The sequence below is a fragment of the Bradyrhizobium sp. 61 genome (assembly GCF_023073075.1).
GTDB lineage: Bacteria > Pseudomonadota > Alphaproteobacteria > Rhizobiales > Xanthobacteraceae > Bradyrhizobium > Bradyrhizobium barranii.
On sequence record NZ_JADPIU010000084.1, the window covers coordinates 432,052 to 448,372 of the forward strand.

Annotated in this window: 12 protein-coding genes and 1 riboswitch; of the genes, 9 read left to right on the forward strand and 3 right to left on the reverse strand. The window is 64.8% G+C overall.

The window, feature by feature from the left end; all coding sequences use genetic code 11:
- Positions 1-79: 79 nt before the first annotated feature.
- From IVB46_RS35455 to IVB46_RS35475, 5 genes are all read left to right on the forward strand, one after another.
- The gene (locus tag IVB46_RS35455) at positions 80-841 is read left to right on the forward strand and encodes a glucose 1-dehydrogenase (RefSeq protein WP_247308384.1); all 762 of its coding nucleotides are present in this window, start codon (positions 80-82) and stop codon (positions 839-841) included.
- Between the two features lie 22 nt (positions 842-863).
- Positions 864-1,709: a transketolase gene (locus tag IVB46_RS35460; protein ID WP_247308386.1), complete on the forward strand. Its 846-nt coding sequence runs from the start codon at positions 864-866 to the stop codon at positions 1,707-1,709.
- Positions 1,706-2,716: a transketolase family protein gene (locus tag IVB46_RS35465; RefSeq protein ID WP_247308388.1), complete on the forward strand. Its 1,011-nt coding sequence runs from the start codon at positions 1,706-1,708 to the stop codon at positions 2,714-2,716. Before IVB46_RS35460 ends, IVB46_RS35465 begins: the two co-directional genes overlap by 4 nt.
- Positions 2,717-2,885: 169 nt before the next feature.
- Complete coding sequence (locus IVB46_RS35470) at positions 2,886-3,911, forward strand: TRAP transporter substrate-binding protein (RefSeq protein ID WP_247308390.1); 1,026 nt, start codon at positions 2,886-2,888, stop codon at positions 3,909-3,911.
- Between the two features lie 41 nt (positions 3,912-3,952).
- Positions 3,953-5,800, forward strand: a complete 1,848-nt coding sequence (locus IVB46_RS35475; RefSeq protein WP_247309100.1) for a TRAP transporter large permease subunit — start codon at positions 3,953-3,955, stop codon at positions 5,798-5,800.
- A 139-nt stretch (positions 5,801-5,939) separates the two neighbouring features.
- On the opposite strand, the gene IVB46_RS35480 is transcribed toward IVB46_RS35475, so the two are convergent.
- The 3 genes from IVB46_RS35480 to IVB46_RS35490 form a co-directional block, all read right to left on the reverse strand.
- Positions 5,940-7,019: a Cj0069 family protein gene (locus IVB46_RS35480; protein WP_247308391.1), complete on the reverse strand. Its 1,080-nt coding sequence runs from the start codon at positions 7,017-7,019 to the stop codon at positions 5,940-5,942.
- Positions 7,020-7,179: 160 nt separating this feature from the next.
- Positions 7,180-7,587 (reverse strand): GFA family protein, encoded by a 408-nt coding sequence (locus IVB46_RS35485; protein WP_212482841.1) that lies wholly within the window; start codon positions 7,585-7,587, stop codon positions 7,180-7,182.
- A gap of 138 nt (positions 7,588-7,725) precedes the next feature.
- Entirely contained in the window at positions 7,726-10,074 is a 2,349-nt protein-coding gene (locus IVB46_RS35490; protein ID WP_247308392.1) for a TonB-dependent receptor, read from the reverse strand.
- A 199-nt stretch (positions 10,075-10,273) separates the two neighbouring features.
- Positions 10,274-10,482: riboswitch (cobalamin riboswitch) on the reverse strand.
- 231 nt (positions 10,483-10,713) lie between these two features.
- Here IVB46_RS35490 and IVB46_RS35495 point away from each other — a divergent pair.
- From IVB46_RS35495 to IVB46_RS35510, 4 genes are all read left to right on the forward strand, one after another.
- Positions 10,714-11,079, forward strand: a complete 366-nt coding sequence (locus IVB46_RS35495; protein WP_247309102.1) for a hypothetical protein — start codon at positions 10,714-10,716, stop codon at positions 11,077-11,079.
- A gap of 102 nt (positions 11,080-11,181) precedes the next feature.
- Positions 11,182-11,574 carry a FixH family protein gene (locus IVB46_RS35500; RefSeq protein ID WP_247308393.1) on the forward strand — a complete coding sequence of 131 codons (393 nt, stop codon included), beginning with the start codon at positions 11,182-11,184 and terminating at the stop codon, positions 11,572-11,574.
- Between the two features lie 84 nt (positions 11,575-11,658).
- Positions 11,659-13,092 carry an efflux RND transporter periplasmic adaptor subunit gene (locus IVB46_RS35505; protein ID WP_247308399.1) on the forward strand — a complete coding sequence of 478 codons (1,434 nt, stop codon included), beginning with the start codon at positions 11,659-11,661 and terminating at the stop codon, positions 13,090-13,092.
- Entirely contained in the window at positions 13,089-16,259 is a 3,171-nt protein-coding gene (locus tag IVB46_RS35510) for an efflux RND transporter permease subunit (protein WP_247308401.1), read from the forward strand. The genes IVB46_RS35505 and IVB46_RS35510 overlap by 4 nt, the downstream gene beginning before the upstream one ends.
- Positions 16,260-16,321 lie beyond the last annotated feature (62 nt).

The following is a 16,321-nucleotide window of genomic DNA, read 5'->3' on the forward strand; positions in this document are numbered from 1 at the left end:
CGGGCGGGGGCATAATCAACCGGGTCAAGAACAGGGGCGCCTTTTGGGGGCCCGGCAACAGCCATTCAGGGAGGAGTAGATGCTGCTACGCGGCAAGACTGCAATCATTACCGGAGCGGCCTCTCCGCGGGGCATTGGACTTGCAACCGCCCGCCGCTTTGCGGCCGAAGGGGCCCGGGTCGCCATTCTCGATATCGACGGCCCTGCGGCGGAAGCAGCCGCGCGCAGCATCGAATCCAGCGCCGGCGAGCCGCATCTCGGACTCGCCTGCAACGTGGCCGACAAGGAAACCTGCATCAGGGCCGTCGAGGCGGTCATCGCGAAATTCGGCCAGATCGACATCCTCATCAACAACGCGGGCGTGACCCAGCCCGTGAAGCTCCTCGACATCAAGCCCGAGGATTGGGACCGCATCCAGGACGTCAATCTCAAGGGCATCCTGTTCCTGTCGCAGGTCGTGATCCCGCACATGCAGAAACGCAAGAGCGGATCGATCGCATGCATGTCGTCGGTCTCCGCCCAGCGCGGCGGCGGCATCTTCGGCGGACCACACTATTCGGCGGCAAAGGCCGGCGTGCTCGGGCTCGCCAAGGCGATGGCGCGCGAGTTCGGCCCCGATGGCATCCGCGTCAACTGCGTGACGCCGGGCCTGATCGGGACCGACATCACCGCCGGCAAGCTCACTGACGAGATGCGGGCGAAGGTCCTCGAGGGAATTCCGCTCGGCCGGCTCGGCGAGGCCGCCGACGTCGCCGGGATCTATACCTTCCTCGCCTCCGACCTCTCGGCCTACGTGACCGGTGCGGTCATCGATGTGAACGGCGGCATGCTGATCCACTGAGCGGAGGAGAGGAGAAACGATCATGACAACACCGACACTCGCAAACGCGCCGACGCTCGCACAGCGCGCCCGCAACATCCGCCGCAACGCCTTGCTGATGGGCGAGGTCCAGGGCCAGGGCTACATCGCGCAGGCGCTCGACATCGCCGATGTGCTGGCGGTGGCCTATTTTCACGCGATGCGTTTTCGCGCCGAAGATCCCGCCTGGGAAGGCCGCGACCGTTTTCTGTTGTCCAACGGACATTATGCGATCGCGCTCTATGCGGCCCTGATCGAGGCCGGGATCATTCCCGAGGCCGAGCTGCAAACCTACGGCTTCGACGAGAGCCGGCTCCCGATGTCAGGCATGGCCTCCTATACGCCGGGCATGGAGATGTCCGGTGGCTCGCTGGGCCTTGGCCTTGGCATCGCCGTCGGCATGGCGCTCGGGCTGAAGCGCAAGAAATCGGCAGCGCGCATCTTCACTCTGTTTTCGGACGGCGAGCTGGACGAGGGCTCCAAATGGGAAGCCATCATGTCGGCTGCTCATCACAAGCTCGACAATCTGATCGGGGTCGTCGACGTCAACAATCAGCAGGCCGATGGTCCCTCCAAGCAGATGCTGGGGTTCGAGCCGCTGGTCGACAAGCTCGAGGCGTTCGGCTGGTTCGTGCAGCGGGTGGACGGCAACGATCTCGACGCGGTGGTGGGTGCCTTCGATGCCGCGATGGCGCATCCGGAAGCGAAGCCCCGCATGATCGTCGCCGACACGTTGATGGGCAAGGGCGTTCCCTTCCTGGAGCAGCGCGAGAAGAACCACTTCATTCGCGTCGAGCCGCACGAATGGCAGCTCGCGCTGTCTGCACTGAACGCGGGAGACCAGTCATGAAGTCCGCCGGATCGACCCCGTCCGCAAAGCCGCGGCTGACCACGTCCGCCATGATCGCCTCGATTGCGGCGGAAGGGCAGCGCACCAAACCGGCGCCCTTCGGTCACGCGCTCGTCAAACTCGCTCGCAGCCGTGAAGACGTCGTCGGCATGACCGCCGATCTCGGCAAATATACCGATCTGCACATCTTCGCGCAGGCCTTTCCCGATCGCTACTACCAGATGGGCATGGCCGAGCAGCTCCTGTTCGGCGCAGCCTCGGGCCTGGCCGCCGAAGGCTTCATGCCGTTCGCGACGACCTACGCGGTGTTTGCCTCGCGGCGGGCCTATGACTTCATTCACCAGACCATCGCGGAAGAAGACCGCAACGTGAAGATCGCCTGCGCGCTGCCTGGCCTGACGTCGGGCTATGGACCGAGCCATCAGGCCGCGGAGGACCTCGCGCTGTTCCGCGCGATGCCCAACATGACGGTGATCGACCCCTGCGATGCGCACGAGATCGAGCAGATCGTGCCGGCCATCGCCGCGCATCGCGGACCGGTCTATATGCGGCTGTTGCGCGGCCAGGTGCCGCTGGTGCTCGACGAGTACAATTACCGTTTCGAGCTCGGCAAGGCCGCGCTCCTGCGCGACGGCGCCGACGTCTTGATCATCTCCTCGGGCATCATGACCATGCGCGCGCTGGAGGCTGCCCAGGCCCTGTCGGATGACCGCATCAACGTCGGCGTCCTGCACGTGCCGACGATCAAGCCGCTCGATACCGAGGCGATCCTGCGCGAGGCGGGCAAGCCGGGCCGCCTGGTCGTCGTCGCCGAAAACCACACCGTGATCGGCGGCCTCGGTGAAGCAGTCGCAGTGCTCCTGATGCGCTCGGGCGTGCATCCGACATTCCGGCAGATCGGGCTTCCCGACGAGTTTCTCGCCGCCGGCGCGCTGCCGACGCTGCACGACCGCTACGGCATCTCGACCGCGGAAGTGAAGCGGCAGATCAAGGAGTGGCTGCGCTAGCGGCGCACGTAGCCACCATTCACGATCGATCGGGCCAAAATGTTTCGCAGCGCTGCTGCGGAGAACGAGAGCTGCTGTCCAATGCCGGCGCATCGAGAGCCGGCCTGCAGCAACAGCTGGCGGCGAAAGCCGTCGCTACAGATCAATCCATGCTCAACAGGAGGAGACGATGACCCCGCGGAAGCCAATCACCCTCAGCCGTCGCAAGTTGCTCATGGCCGGCGCGGCCGTGCCGCTATGCGGCATTCTCACGCGTCCCGCTTCGGCCGCGGAATTCACCTACAAGCTCGCGACCGGCCAGGATCCGACCCATCCCGTCAACGTTCGCGCGAAAGAGGCGACCGACCGCATTCGCGAGGCGACGAGCGGGCGGCTCGAAATCAATCTCTTTCCGGCCAACCAGCTCGGCTCCGATACCGACCTGCTGACGCAGGTGCGCAACGGCGGCGTCGAGTTCTTCAATCTTTCCTCCCTGATCCTCGCGACGCTGGTTCCGGCGGCGGGTATCGTCAACCTCGGCTTTCTGTTCACGAGCTATGACGCGGTCTGGAAGGCGATGGACGGTGAGCTTGGCACCTACATTCGCGCGCAGATCGCCAAGACGCCGATCATGACGGTGTCGAGCGCCTGGGACAACGGCTTCCGCCATGTGACATCGTCGGGCCGCGAGATCAGGACCCCAGAGGACCTCAAGAATTTCAAGCTGCGCGTGCCAGCCGCGCCCAATCTGACGTCGCTGTTCCAGGCCCTTGGTGCAGGACCCGCGCCGATCAATTTCAACGAAGTCTACTCGGCGCTGCAGACCAAGGTGGTCGACGGGCAGGAGAACCCGCTGCCGATCATCGCGACGGCCCGTCTCTACGAGGTGCAGAAGACCTGCTCCCTGACCGGGCATGTGTGGGACAATTACTGGATCCTCGGCAACAAGCGGGCTTTCGAAAAACTGCCAAAGGACGTGCAGCAGATCGTGACACGCGAGTTCGACCGCTCAGCCAAGGACGAGCGCGCCGACATCGCGAAGTTGAGCGACACACTGCGCTCGGATCTGACCGCCAAGGGCATGCAGTTCATCGAGGTCGACCGCGGCGCGTTCAGGCAGGCGCTGGCGAAGACGAGCTTCTATGCCGACTGGAAGGCCAAGTTCGGTGAAGAGGCCTGGGCACAGCTCGAGAAAGCGGCGGGCAAGCTGTCATGACCGCGATCAACCATATGCCGAATATCGATCAGGGTGCCGCAATGGCGGCACCTCAATCAAGTGTGCACCTGTGGGCCGCCAGGGCCAACAAGGTGCTTGGTCATGTGGTTGCGATCCCGGCGGCACTCCTGGTGCTGGCCGAGATCGTCGTGTTGTCGGCCGGCATCGTCGGAAGATACGTTTTTCATGCTCCGATCATCTGGGCCGACGAGCTCGCCGGCATTCTGTTCCTGTGGCTCGCCATGCTGGGATCGGTGATTGCCTTCCAGCGTGGTGAGCACATGCGGATGACGGCCATCATCGGCATGCTTCGGCCCGACGCCCGCGCGTTCCTGGATGTCGTTGCCGCCGCGGCGTCGTTGGCGTTTCTCCTGCTGGTGATCCACCCGGCTTACGAGTTCGCGGCCGACGAGGTGTTCGTCACGACGCCGGCGTTGGAAATCGTCAACAGCTGGCGCGCTGCGGCGTTACCCGTCGGCATCGGATTGATGCTGGTCGCCGCAGTTCTGCGGCTGGCTCGCATCGCCGGCTTGCGGAGCCTGCTGGCCGCCGTAGCGCTCGTCGCCGGGATCATCGCCGCGCTTGTGCTGGCGGGACCGCTGCTCAAGCCTCTCGGCAATCTCAACCTGCTCATCTTCTTCGTGGTTATCGTCGGCGCCATGGTCCTTGCGGCGGTGCCGATCGCGTTTGCCTTTGGTCTTGCGACCGTCGGCTATCTGGCGCTGACGACGGGCACGCCCGATGTGGTCATCATCGGGCGCATGGACGAAGGCATGAGCCATCTGATCCTGCTGGCGGTGCCTCTGTTCGTGTTCCTCGGCCTGCTGATCGAAATGACCGGCATGGCGCGTGCCATGGTGGGCTTTCTCGCCAGCCTGCTTGGACATGTGCGTGGCGGTTTGCACTATGTGCTGGTCGGCGCGATGTACCTGGTGTCGGGAATCTCGGGTTCCAAGGCGGCCGATATGGCAGCGGTGGCGCCCGTGCTGTTTCCCGAGATGACCAAGCGGGGCGCCAAGCCCGGCGATCTCGTCGCACTGCTTGCCGCAACCGGCGCCCAGACCGAGACCATCCCGCCTTCGCTGGTGCTGATCACGATCGGCTCGGTGACGGGCGTGTCGATCGCGGCGCTGTTCACCGGCGGTCTGCTGCCCGGCATCGTGCTGGCGATCGGGCTCTGCTCCGTGGTCTGGTGGCGATACCGCGGCGAAGACCTGTCGCATGTGAAGCGCGCGACCGGGCGCGAGATCGGCCGCGCCTTCGTCATCGCGATTCCGGCGATGGCTCTGCCCTTCGTCATCCGGGCCGCGGTGGTCGAGGGCGTTGCGACGGCGACCGAGGTGTCGACCATCGGCATCGTCTACTCGGTTCTCACCGGGCTTCTGATCTATCGCCAGTTCTCCTGGCGCCGCCTTTATCCGATGCTGGTGGAGACCGCGTCACTGTCCGGCGCGATTCTGCTGATCATCGGTGCCGCGACCGGGATGGCGTGGGCCCTGACTCAGTCGGGTTTCTCGGCATCGCTCGCCAAGTTCATGACGGCGCTGCCGGGCGGAACACCGGTCTTCCTCGGCGTCACCATCGTGGCGTTTGTGATTCTGGGCAGCGTGCTCGAGGGCATCCCGGCCATCGTTCTGTTCGGGCCGCTGCTGTTTCCGATCGCCCGTCAGGTCGGGGTGCACGAGGTGCATTACGCGATGGTCGTCGTTCTCGCCATGGGCATCGGTCTGTTCGCCCCGCCGTTCGGCGTCGGCTACTATGCGGCCTGCGCCATCAGCCGCATCAGTCCCGACGAAGGCATCAAGCCGATCGTCGGCTATATCGTGGCCTTGCTGATCGGCACGCTCGTGGTTGCCGCGATACCGTGGATATCGACCGGCTTCCTGTGACGTGAGGTGGCGCGGGCCCGTCAGCGCTGCCCGGTGCGGGGCGCGTTGATCGCGCCACCACGGGCCTCGTCAACGCCGCCCGTTGTGCACGGAAATATCGGACGACGTCACAGCACGGCTGCCGGCCTAGTGTTCCGCGTTATGCGCCCGAACGCACTGCCTGAGTCCGGAGCAAGCGGTGCTTCACCGTTCGGGCGATTGCCGCCGGCGCGTCGTCGGGAATCGCAAAGCAGGAGCTCGCGTTGATTTCGCACAGGACGTAGGTGTCGGTACCGGCGGCGTTGCGGGGCCCGTACAGGAAGTCCGCGTCCCAGATCACCGGCAGCGATGGTTCGTCGATGCCGAGCGTGTCCATCAGCTGTGGCGTCCATTCGTCCTCCATCGATCTTCGGAGCGCCTGGAATTGCGAAGCATCGGGTCCGTGCATGATCCGTGGGCCCGGCTGCGCCTCGGGTGCGTCGGGGCCTTCCGGCGGCGGCGGGATCAGGGCCTTGATCAATTGATGCCCGAAGCCCGCGACCTTGGCGCCGCTCATGTAGCAGCGGATCATGCCGTCGGGCAGGCGGGGTTGGAACGCCTGGTCGATGATGCAGCCGCCCCATCCGAAATACGGTTCGCAGCGGGCGAGCAAGGCATCGAGCGTCATGTCCTCGGGCAGGCTGCCGCGTTGGGCATGCAGCACGCGAACCATGGCGTCCGCGTTGGGCAGGGCCTCCACCTTCCACACCCCTTGGCCACCATTGCCGCGATTTTGCTTGAGCACGCGCGGACCGTTCGCCTGAAGGCGCGAAGGAAATTCGGCGCGGAAGCTTGCGGCGGTGTCATAGCGATGCGTGTCGGCTCCCCAGCCAAGATGACGCGTTCGGTAGAGCACGTCCTTGACGCCCATCTTCAGGATCACGTCGGGATGTGCGCTCACCCATGGCCCTTGCGCCGCAACGTCGCGCAGCAGCGGGTCGAGGGCCTCGCGCGTCTTGCCCTGATGGATCGGATCGACCCAGACGAGCACGCCATCGACGGCGAGCAGTTGATCGCGGACGGCGTCGGCGAAGATCTCGTCGTAGATCACCGGCCGGGCTTCGATGCCGACCGCGGCGAGTGCTTCGAAAACGCGGACGAAGCGGCTGTTTTGTGCCGTCGTGTCCCGGCGCGCGGCAGCGTCGCCGCGGGAGAGGATGGCAACGGTAGGGCGGAGAGGAGGGTGGCGTTCGGTATCCATGCGCAAGCTCCACGAATGGCGTGCTGCGCAGAGCTTGGACCGAGGTCTCACGGGGAGTCTGCTTCGTCCCCACGCCGATCAATCTACGTGAGATCGTCCGGCCGTTGCAAGATGGTGTTTGTGCGGTTCCATCCAGATGGCGAACGCTTCGCGCGCGCCGCTACGGTGGCGGAGGATAGCGGTCGAATGTCGGCAGTTCGTGCGCACGCTCCATCCATCCAAGGCGCTCTGCGACCTGGATGTGCATCGTCGCCGGTACGGCATCGGGATCGTCGTAGGTCGCGCTCTGGACGTCGATGACCCCGGGCAACATGTCGGCATTGACATAAAACAGGCCGGTTCCGCAGTCGCCGCAAAAGTGCCGCCGGGCATGTTCCGAGGAGTGATACACCTTGGGCTCGCCCTTGGTCACCTTGACGGCATCGTCCGCGTACATCGTCCAGCCGACGACGGGAGCGCCCGCGTGAAGCCTGCAATCGCGGCAGTGACACAGCGCGTGCACGATCGCTTCGCCCTCGACCTGATAGCGGATCGCGCCGCAGTGACAACCGCCGGTGATGGTGCTCATGCGTTCCTCCCGATGGAAGCGAGGTTTCGTTGATCGATAGCTCTCGAGACCTGCGGCTTCAACGGCGCAATCGATTTGCGATTGCGTCCTACTGTCGCGTGACAACTCCCGCCACGGCGCGGGCAAGGTGATCCGCGACTACCATTTGAACGAAGCCGCGACCTCGTAGCTGCGTGGCGCGCCCAGGATGATCTGGTCGGTGTAACCGGGATCGCCCCAGGCCGCGTAGAGCTTGTTGGTCAGGTTCCTCACGCGAAAGCTGATCCGGGTCTGGTCGACGCCCGGGAAATAGGCTTTGGGGATGTCGACGAACGCGTATGCGTCGAAGATCGTGTAGGCGTCCATCGTGACCAGATTGTCCTGGAAGTTGAAGCGGTCGCCGACGTGACGGACGAGGCCGCCGATCTCCACCGGCAGCTTCGTGTCGAAGCGATAGGAGGCGCCGGCGTTGGCGATGAAGTTCGGAACGTTGGGCGGCGTCTTGCCCGAATAGGACTGGAAGTCGCCATTGCCGTCGACATAGGTGAAGTCGATGAAGCGCGACTGCACGAAGGCGACGTTGCCCCATAGTTTCAGGCCCGCGACCGGATTGACCGCGGCGGCAATCTCGACGCCCTTGGAGGCCATCTTGCCGGCGACGTTGAAGAGGATGCCGCTTTCGGGGACGTAGACGTTCTTGCGCTCGATGTCGAAGGCCGAGAACGTGGCCTCCGCGCGCTTGTCGGCCGACAGCAGCTTCACGCCGGTCTCGTAGGTTCGCGACGTCGTGAGCAGCAGCGGCGTCGTGGGCCTGAGGATGAAGATGTTCGCCACCGTCGGGTCGGCTGCCGTCGCGTACTGGCTGTAAAGCATCACGCCGGGCGCGATGTCCCAGGTGTAGCCGATGCGTCCGGTGACCGGATTGAACGTCTTCGAGAAAGGATAGTTGGCTTTCAGGAGGCCATTCTCGTCGAAGCGGGTCCGCGACAGCTCGATATTCTCAAAACGGATGCCGCCGATCAGCGCAAAGGTCGAGGTCAGCTTGAGCCGGTCCTCGAACGACAGCGAGGCGGTGTCGAGATGGGTGTAGATCTTCTCGTCGCTGCGCGGGCCGTAGAGGCCGCGGTCCGGATTGAGGAGGTCGACGTAGTCATTGAAGAACAGCGTGTCCTGCGAGACGTTGAACTGGTTGCTGCTCGCCGCCACGGTGGCGACGAAGCGATTGTCCATTCCGCCGAGATTGGAATTGACGGTGAGGTCGGTGATGTTGCCGTAGAGCCGCTGCGCGTGATCGAGCGCCAGGCGCTCGCGGTAGATGCTCTGCGCGCCTGCGAAATTGCCTACGGTCTGGTCGAACGACGAGATCTCGTTGTTGAACCAGTGCCGGTGGGCGTCATAGCCATAGACCTGGCTTTTCAGCGAGATGTTGTTGGTGATGTCCCATTGAAAGCCGCTGCGCAGCCAGAGCTCGTTGGCGCCGCTGTGATTGTCGAGCACGTTGTAGTTCGTGGTCAGCGTGCGCGCGTCGATGGTGACCGGGACCGGCGTGCCGCCGCCGAGGTAATAGTTGCTCCAGAGGCCGGAGACGACGCCGTACGTCGGCACGATGCCCGGCGCGTTCGCCGGCACCAGCGGCGTTCCCCAGTAGAAGCGGTCGTTGTCCTGCCTGTATTCGGTCGCGCCCCAGATCCTCAGGTTCTCGTTGACGCGATAGTTCAGCTGGCCCGAGACGTTGCTGAGCTTGGAATAGGTGTCGTCGATAAAGCCCTTGTTGTTGAAATGGCTGATGTCGAAGCGGTAGTCGAGGCCGTTGATCAGCGTGCTGCCGCCCGATCCGTAACCGGCGCGATAGCCGTTGAAGGAATCGTAGGAGGTGAAGGCGTCGTTGACGATTGGTCCGGTGTGCGGCGCCTTGTTCACGTAGTTGATGGCGCCGCCGGTCGCACCGAGGCCCGCCACCAGCGAGTCCGGTCCCTTGATGATCTCGACCTGCTGGAGGCCAGCCACGTCCATGGGACGGCCGGTCATGGTCGACGGCCCGATCGGGATGCCGTTGTAGAGCGTGGAGATCTGGTCGCCGGAAAAGCCACGCATCGAGAAGATGGCGGGCGCGCCGGGCGCATCGCCGCCGGTGACGCCGACTGCAGCCTTGGCGACGTCGGTCGTGGTCCGGATGCCCAGGTCCTGCATCGTCTGCTGACTGATGACCTCGACGGTCGCCGGCATCTCGCGCGCCGTGATGCCGAGCCGGGAGCCGACGTCGGTGACGGCTGCCGTGTTGAGCGGCGTCTGCACCGGGCCGCTCGGAGCTTGCGTGGCCGGAACGGCGACAGCAGGGGCGCCACGATTGCGTCCCGCGGCGCGCCGGGCCGCGCGCTGCTTCTGAGTGCCGGGGCTGACAGCAGGAGCCTGTCGCGGCGCAGGCGGCGACACGATCACCGGGCCGACCTCCCGGGAGCGGTTGTCCTGCGCCGCGCTTTGCGCGAGCGCCGCGGACGACAAGGACACCGACGAGAGCAGAGTAATCAGGAAAGCACGCGATAACGCTGGCCTTGCGCCAGCACGGAAATGAAGTTTTTGCACGACAACGCTCTGCGGCGACGCAAACAAACCGTCACCGCGGTTGCCTTAGTCATCCACCTTCGCCCCAGGCGGCGGATGCACCGGCTACTTGTCCGACATCAGGGCACCCCGCCCAATGCGTTCGCGCGTGACCATGGCTGGTAGCAGGTTTCCTGGCTCGCGGGTCATCGCCTTCGACCACCTTCCCAGAGGCCCAAGCGGGGCTCCAGTGGTTCGTTTGGTCGTCGGCTATCCGCCTACAGTTGCGGGGGCAGCCGCGGAATTGCCCACTGAGGTGGACGCACCGCATTCCCTTGAAGAGTCCTTGCGGACACTACCGATCACGAAACTGGCATCAGGGGATGAGCGCGTCAACATCCGCGCGGGCTGTTCGACGGGCCGGTCGGTCGATGGTGGCCTTGTGTTGCTGTTTTGCACGATAGTCCTAGGGGCTGCGTCGAAACGTCCAACCCGGCCTCCGTGCGAGCCTGGGTAACGGACGCTTGACCACGATCAATGACTGCCTTTGGTGTCCGAATATGCTACTGAGGCCGAGTTCCGGCCCGACAAGGTAAGTCGATATTGATGCAGTTCGTCCGTACCATCCTGGCAGTCGCCATCGCCATATCCCTGGCGATGCTGCCGGTTGGCGCGTCCGCGGCGAACCTCGCAATGTCGTCGGATGGCATGCAGGCGGCCATGCACATGAGCGGCGATGCCGACATGTCGATGGACGATTGTTGTCCCGACATGAAGGGAACGGGCTCCCATAGCGGCGGCTACAAGTGCGGGATGGGCTTCTGCTGCGTCGGTGGGATCATCGCGCTCGGTGAAGTCAGGCCCGTGGCGTTCGAACGTCTCGCCGTCATGGCCAGCACGATGGCTATTCCCCCGGATCAGGTCGTTTCCTTCCGCAGCGGCAGTCCTCCTTTCCGACCTCCTCGAATCTGATCTCGCAAAGCCCGAGACGCGAGCGGCAGGTCTGCTCGCGACGACGACTGACGTGCGCGCTTCACGCGCCACGGCGAAAGATCAATTCATGAGGACAGGACAATGCTTTCCAAAATCAGCACCGCGGCTCTCGCCGCCACCCTTTCGCTTGCCGCTTCCGCCGCGATGGCGGGCGCGGGCGACTACGCCTTCGAGCCCGTCACTCCGCAGATGAAGAAGGGCGAAGACGTCACGCTCACCGTTCGCCTGACGAACAAGCAGACCGGCAAGCCGATACCGGATGCGGTCATCTTCAAGACGCGCCTCGACATGGCCCCGGACGGGATGGCCGAGATGGAATCGGCGGTCGCGCCGCTGCCGTCCAGGGAGCCGGGCGTGTACGCCTTCAAGACGGACCTGCCCATGGCTGGCCGCTACCAGATGACGCTGTCCGTGAAGGTGCAGGGCGAACCGGAGACCGTCACCGGCAAGGTGATCGTCACGGCGGTCAAGTGAGCGTTCGGGCGCTGCCCGGCGGCGCCCGACATTCCCCTTTTTCCTTCACACGGACGCGCGCTCCCGGGCGCGCGGATACACGACATGAAAACGCTGCGTCTCCTGACGGCACTTGCGCTGGGCGGTGGCCTGGTCCTGGCCGGCTACTACTGGCATTCGAACGGTGCGGGCTGGCTCGCTGAGGCCGACATATCATCGGCTGCGGCTGCCGCGGAGCGAACGCCGCTCTACTACCGCGATCCAAGCGGTGCGCCGCTCTGGTCTGCGGCTCCGAAGAAGGACGACCGCGGGCGGGACTATCTGCCGGTCTACGACGACGATGGAGCGGCCGTCGCGCCGGCGCTACCGAAGGCGCAGGCGGCTTCGCCGCGAAAAATCCTCTACTACCGCAATCCCATGGGGCTGCCCGACACGTCGACCGTCCCGAAGAAGGATCCGATGGGGATGGATTATGTCGCTGTTTACGAAGGCGACGACACCGACGACGGCACGGTGAAGCTGTCGCCCGGCAAGATCCAACGCGCGGGCGTGAAGTCCGAGCCCGTCACGCGGCGCTCGATCCGGGTCTCGGTGAAGGCGCCCGGCACGATCCAGCTCGATGAACGCCGCGTGTCGGTGATCGCGATGCGTGCCGAAAGCTTCGTGCAGAAGGTCGCCGACGTAACGACCGGCACACGCGTGAAGGCCGGCCAGCCGCTGATGGAAATCTACAGTTCGGCGGTGGCGTCCGCAGCGGCGGAATATCTCGCGACGATCACCTCCAAGACGGTCGGCGGTGTCGAGATGTACGGCCGCGGCTCGCGACAGCGGCTGGTCAATCTCGACGTTCCCGAGTCCGTCATTGCGGAGATGGACAAGACGCACACCGCGCCCATCGCCATACGCTGGTCTGCGCCGCGCGACGGGGTCGTGCTCGAACGCAATGCGATCGAAGGGATGCGGGCCAATCCCGGCGACGTTCTGTTCCGGATCGCGGACACCTCGGTGGTCTGGGCGCTGGTCGACGTGGCCGAGCGCGATCTCGGCAACATCGCGGTGGGGCAGTCAGTCGCGGTGCGCGCGCGCAGTTTCCCCGGCCGGACCTTCACCGGGACCATCGCCGTCGTCTATCCGCAGGTGAACCGCGACACGCGCACCGTTCGCATCAGGATCGAGCTCGCCAATCCGGACGCGGTGCTACTGCCCGACATGTACGTCGATGCCGACATCGACACGGCCGATGCCGCGCCCGTCCTGGCGATACAGGACAGCGCGGTGCTCGACACAGGCAGCCGGCAGGCTGTCCTCGTCGACAAGGGGGAAGGGCGCTTCGAGCCGCGGGAAGTCAAGCTCGGCCGTCGCGGCGGCGGCTATGTCGAGGTGCGCCAGGGTCTTGCGGACGGCGAGGCGGTGGTGACCTCCGCCAACTTCCTGATCGATGCGGAAAGCAACCTGAAGGCGGCGCTGAAGGGTTTTGGCGAGGCGGCGTCCCAAGCCTCCGACGCCGGCCCTGGCAATGCAACGGGAGATCACAAATGATCGCCCGCATCATCGCCTGGTCGGCGCGCAATCTGCTGCTCGTGCTGTTCGGGACCGGCTTCGCGGCCGCCGCCGGCCTCTATGCCCTGGTTCACCTTCCGCTGGATGCGATCCCGGACCTCTCGGATACGCAGGTCATCGTCTACACCGAGTATCCCGGCCAGGCGCCGCAGGTGATCGAGGATCAGGTCACCTATCCGCTGACGACGGCGATGCTCACCGTGCCGAAATCGAAGGTCGTACGCGGCTTCTCGTTCTTTGGCGTCTCCTTCGTCTATGTGATCTTCGAGGACGGCACCGACATCTATTGGGCGCGGTCGCGCGTCATGGAATTCCTGAACGGCGCGGCGTCCAGGCTTCCCGCCGGTGTCACCCCGACCATCGGGCCCGACGCGACCGGCGTCGGCTGGGTCTACCAATACGCCGTCGTATCGAAGGAATTGAACCTGGCGGACACGCGCACGATCCAGGACTGGAATCTGAAATTCGCGCTGGCCAAGGCCGAAGGCGTCGCCGAGGTCGCCAGCGTCGGCGGCTTCGTCAAGCAGTACAACGTGGTCCTCGACCCGCAGCGGATGCGCGACCGCGGCATCAGCATGCAGAAAATACGTGAGGCGATCCGCGCCAGCAACGCCGACGTCGGCGGCCGCACCGTCGAGCTCTCCGAGTTCGAATACGTCATCCGCGGCAAGGGCTATATCAAGAGCATCAACGATCTCGGCAACATCGTGCTGAAGACGAGCAATGGCACCCCGGTGCTGCTGCGGGACGTCGCCAACGTCGAGCTCGGGCCAGACGAGCGGCGCGGCATCGCCGAATTGAACGGCGAGGGCGAGGTCGCAAGCGGCATCGTGCTGCAGCGGTTCGGCGTCAACGCCCTCGACGTCATCGAAAACGTCAAGAAGCGCTTCAGGGAGATCGCGAGCAGCCTGCCGAAATCGGTCGAGATCGTGCCGGTCTACGACCGGTCGAACCTGATCTACGCGGCCATCGATACCCTCAAGCATACCCTGTTCGAGGAGAGCATCGTCGTCGGGCTCGTCTGCATCGTGTTCCTTCTGCATGTCCGCAGCGCACTCGTCGCGATCCTGATGTTGCCGGTGGGCGTGTTGATGGCGTTTGGCGCCATGAAGCTGCTTGGGCTGGGATCGAACATCATGAGCCTTGGTGGCATCGCGATTGCGATCGGCGCCATGGTGGACGCCGCCATCGTCATGATCGAGAACGCACACAAGCACCTCGAACGGGCGAGGCCCGACCAGTCGCGCGTGCAGGTTCTGATCGACGCGGCATCCGAGGTCGGCCCCGCGCTGTTCTTCAGCCTGCTGATCATCACCGTGTCGTTCATGCCGATCTTCACGCTGGAATCGCAGGAGGGCCGATTGTTCAGCCCGCTGGCGTTCACGAAAACCTTCTCGATGGCCGCCGCGGCGTTGCTGTCCGTCACCCTGGTGCCGGCGCTGATGGTGATCTTCGTCCGCGGCAGGATCGTCCCGGAGAGCAGGAACGTCATCAATCGCTTCCTGATCTGGGTCTACCGTCCCGTGATCAAGGGGGTTCTGCGCGCCAAGACGCTGGTCATCCTGGCTTCGCTCGTCGTGCTTGCGGTGACGATCTGGCCGGCGCGCCAGCTCGGCACCGAGTTCATGCCGGCGCTGAACGAGGGAACGCTGCTCTACATGCCGACGACGCTGCCCGGCATTTCGGTCACCAAGGCGGCCGAACTGATGCAGCTGCAGGACCGCATCATCAAGTCGTTCCCGGAGGTCGCTTCGGTCTACGGCAAGGCGGGACGAGCCGCCACTGCGACCGATCCCGCCCCGACCGAGATGTTTGAGACGATCGTCAATCTGAAGCCGAAGGAGCAGTGGCGTTCCGGCGTAACCGTCGACAGTCTCATCGCCGAGATGGACAAGGCGTTGCAGTTTCCGGGCGTCTCCAACGCCTGGACCATGCCGATCAAGGCGCGCATCGACATGCTCTCGACCGGAATCCGCACGCCGGTCGGTGTCAAGGTCATGGGCAATGACCTCGCCGAGATCGACCGGCTCGCGAAGCAGATCGAACGCGTCATCAAGACCGTGCTCGGCACGTCGTCGGCCTACGCCGAGCGCGGCATCGGCGGCTATTATCTCGAGATCGTTCCCGACCGTGAGGCGCTCGCCCGTTACGGCATCCTGATCCAGGACGTCCAGGACACCATCGCGGCCGCGCTCGGCGGTCAGACGGTCACGACGACCGTGGAGGGACGGCAGCGGTTCACCGTGAACATGCGCTATCCGCGCGACCTTCGTGACAACCCCAAGGCCATCGCCAGCGATATCCTGGTGCCGATGCCGTCGGGCGGCGCCGTGCCGCTCGGCGAGGTGGCGAAGGTCGAACCCGCGCGCGGGCCGACGTCGATCCGGACGGAGAACGGCCAGCTTGCGACCTACATCTATGTCGACATCCGGGATCGCGACATCGGAAGCTACGTCGCTGACGCGCAACGCGCCGTGACGGAGAGCATCCGGTTTCCCGCGGGCACCTACGTCGTGTGGAGCGGCCAGTACGAATATCTGCAGCGCGCCGCCGCCCGTCTGAAGATCGTGGTGCCCGTGACGCTCACGATCATCTTCCTGCTGCTGTACCTGAACTTCCGGGCGATGACCGAGACGCTGATCGTGATGCTGTCACTGCCGTTCGCGCTGGTCGGCGGCATCTGGATGATGTGGTGGCTCGGCTTCAATCTGTCCGTTGCCGTCGCGGTCGGCTTCATCGCGCTCGCAGGCGTCGCCGCCGAGACGGGTGTCGTCATGCTGATCTACCTCGATCACGCGCTGGCCGAGGTGAAGGCCAGGTGCAGCGCCGAGGGGAGGCCACTGACGCGCCGGGATCTCCACGACGCCATCATGGTGGGCGCGGTTGAGCGCGTGCGGCCCAAGATGATGACGGTGGTTGCCATCATGGCCGGTCTGCTGCCGATCATGTGGAGCACCGGGGCCGGATCGGAGATCATGCAGCGCATTGCGGTGCCGATGATCGGCGGCATGACGTCATCGACACTGCTGACGCTGGTCGTGATCCCCGCAATTTTCGGCTTGGTGAAGGGACGGGGGCTTCCGTCGGGCGAACGATCGGCTCCCGCTGACGAATGGACCGCGCGCGCGTCGCAAGCCGCCGAATAGACTCGGCAGCGGAGGTCGTCTTCATGGCGACCTCCGTTCCGGCGCGAAAAACCCGCGGCGGA

Bases quoted from the DNA above. Each gene is read 5' to 3' on its own strand.
- IVB46_RS35455 (WP_247308384.1), top strand. From the start codon at position 80: ATGCTGCTACGCGGCAAGACTGCAATCATTACCGGAGCGGCCTCTCCG.
- IVB46_RS35460 (WP_247308386.1), top strand. From the start codon at position 864: ATGACAACACCGACACTCGCAAACGCGCCGACGCTCGCACAGCGCGCC.
- IVB46_RS35465 (WP_247308388.1), top strand. From the start codon at position 1,706: ATGAAGTCCGCCGGATCGACCCCGTCCGCAAAGCCGCGGCTGACCACG.
- IVB46_RS35470 (WP_247308390.1), top strand. From the start codon at position 2,886: ATGACCCCGCGGAAGCCAATCACCCTCAGCCGTCGCAAGTTGCTCATG.
- IVB46_RS35475 (WP_247309100.1), top strand. From the start codon at position 3,953: ATGGCGGCACCTCAATCAAGTGTGCACCTGTGGGCCGCCAGGGCCAAC.
- IVB46_RS35480 (WP_247308391.1), bottom strand. From the start codon at position 7,019: ATGGATACCGAACGCCACCCTCCTCTCCGCCCTACCGTTGCCATCCTC.
- IVB46_RS35485 (WP_212482841.1), bottom strand. From the start codon at position 7,587: ATGAGCACCATCACCGGCGGTTGTCACTGCGGCGCGATCCGCTATCAG.
- IVB46_RS35495 (WP_247309102.1), top strand. From the start codon at position 10,714: ATGCAGTTCGTCCGTACCATCCTGGCAGTCGCCATCGCCATATCCCTG.
- IVB46_RS35500 (WP_247308393.1), top strand. From the start codon at position 11,182: ATGCTTTCCAAAATCAGCACCGCGGCTCTCGCCGCCACCCTTTCGCTT.
- IVB46_RS35505 (WP_247308399.1), top strand. From the start codon at position 11,659: ATGAAAACGCTGCGTCTCCTGACGGCACTTGCGCTGGGCGGTGGCCTG.
- IVB46_RS35510 (WP_247308401.1), top strand. From the start codon at position 13,089: ATGATCGCCCGCATCATCGCCTGGTCGGCGCGCAATCTGCTGCTCGTG.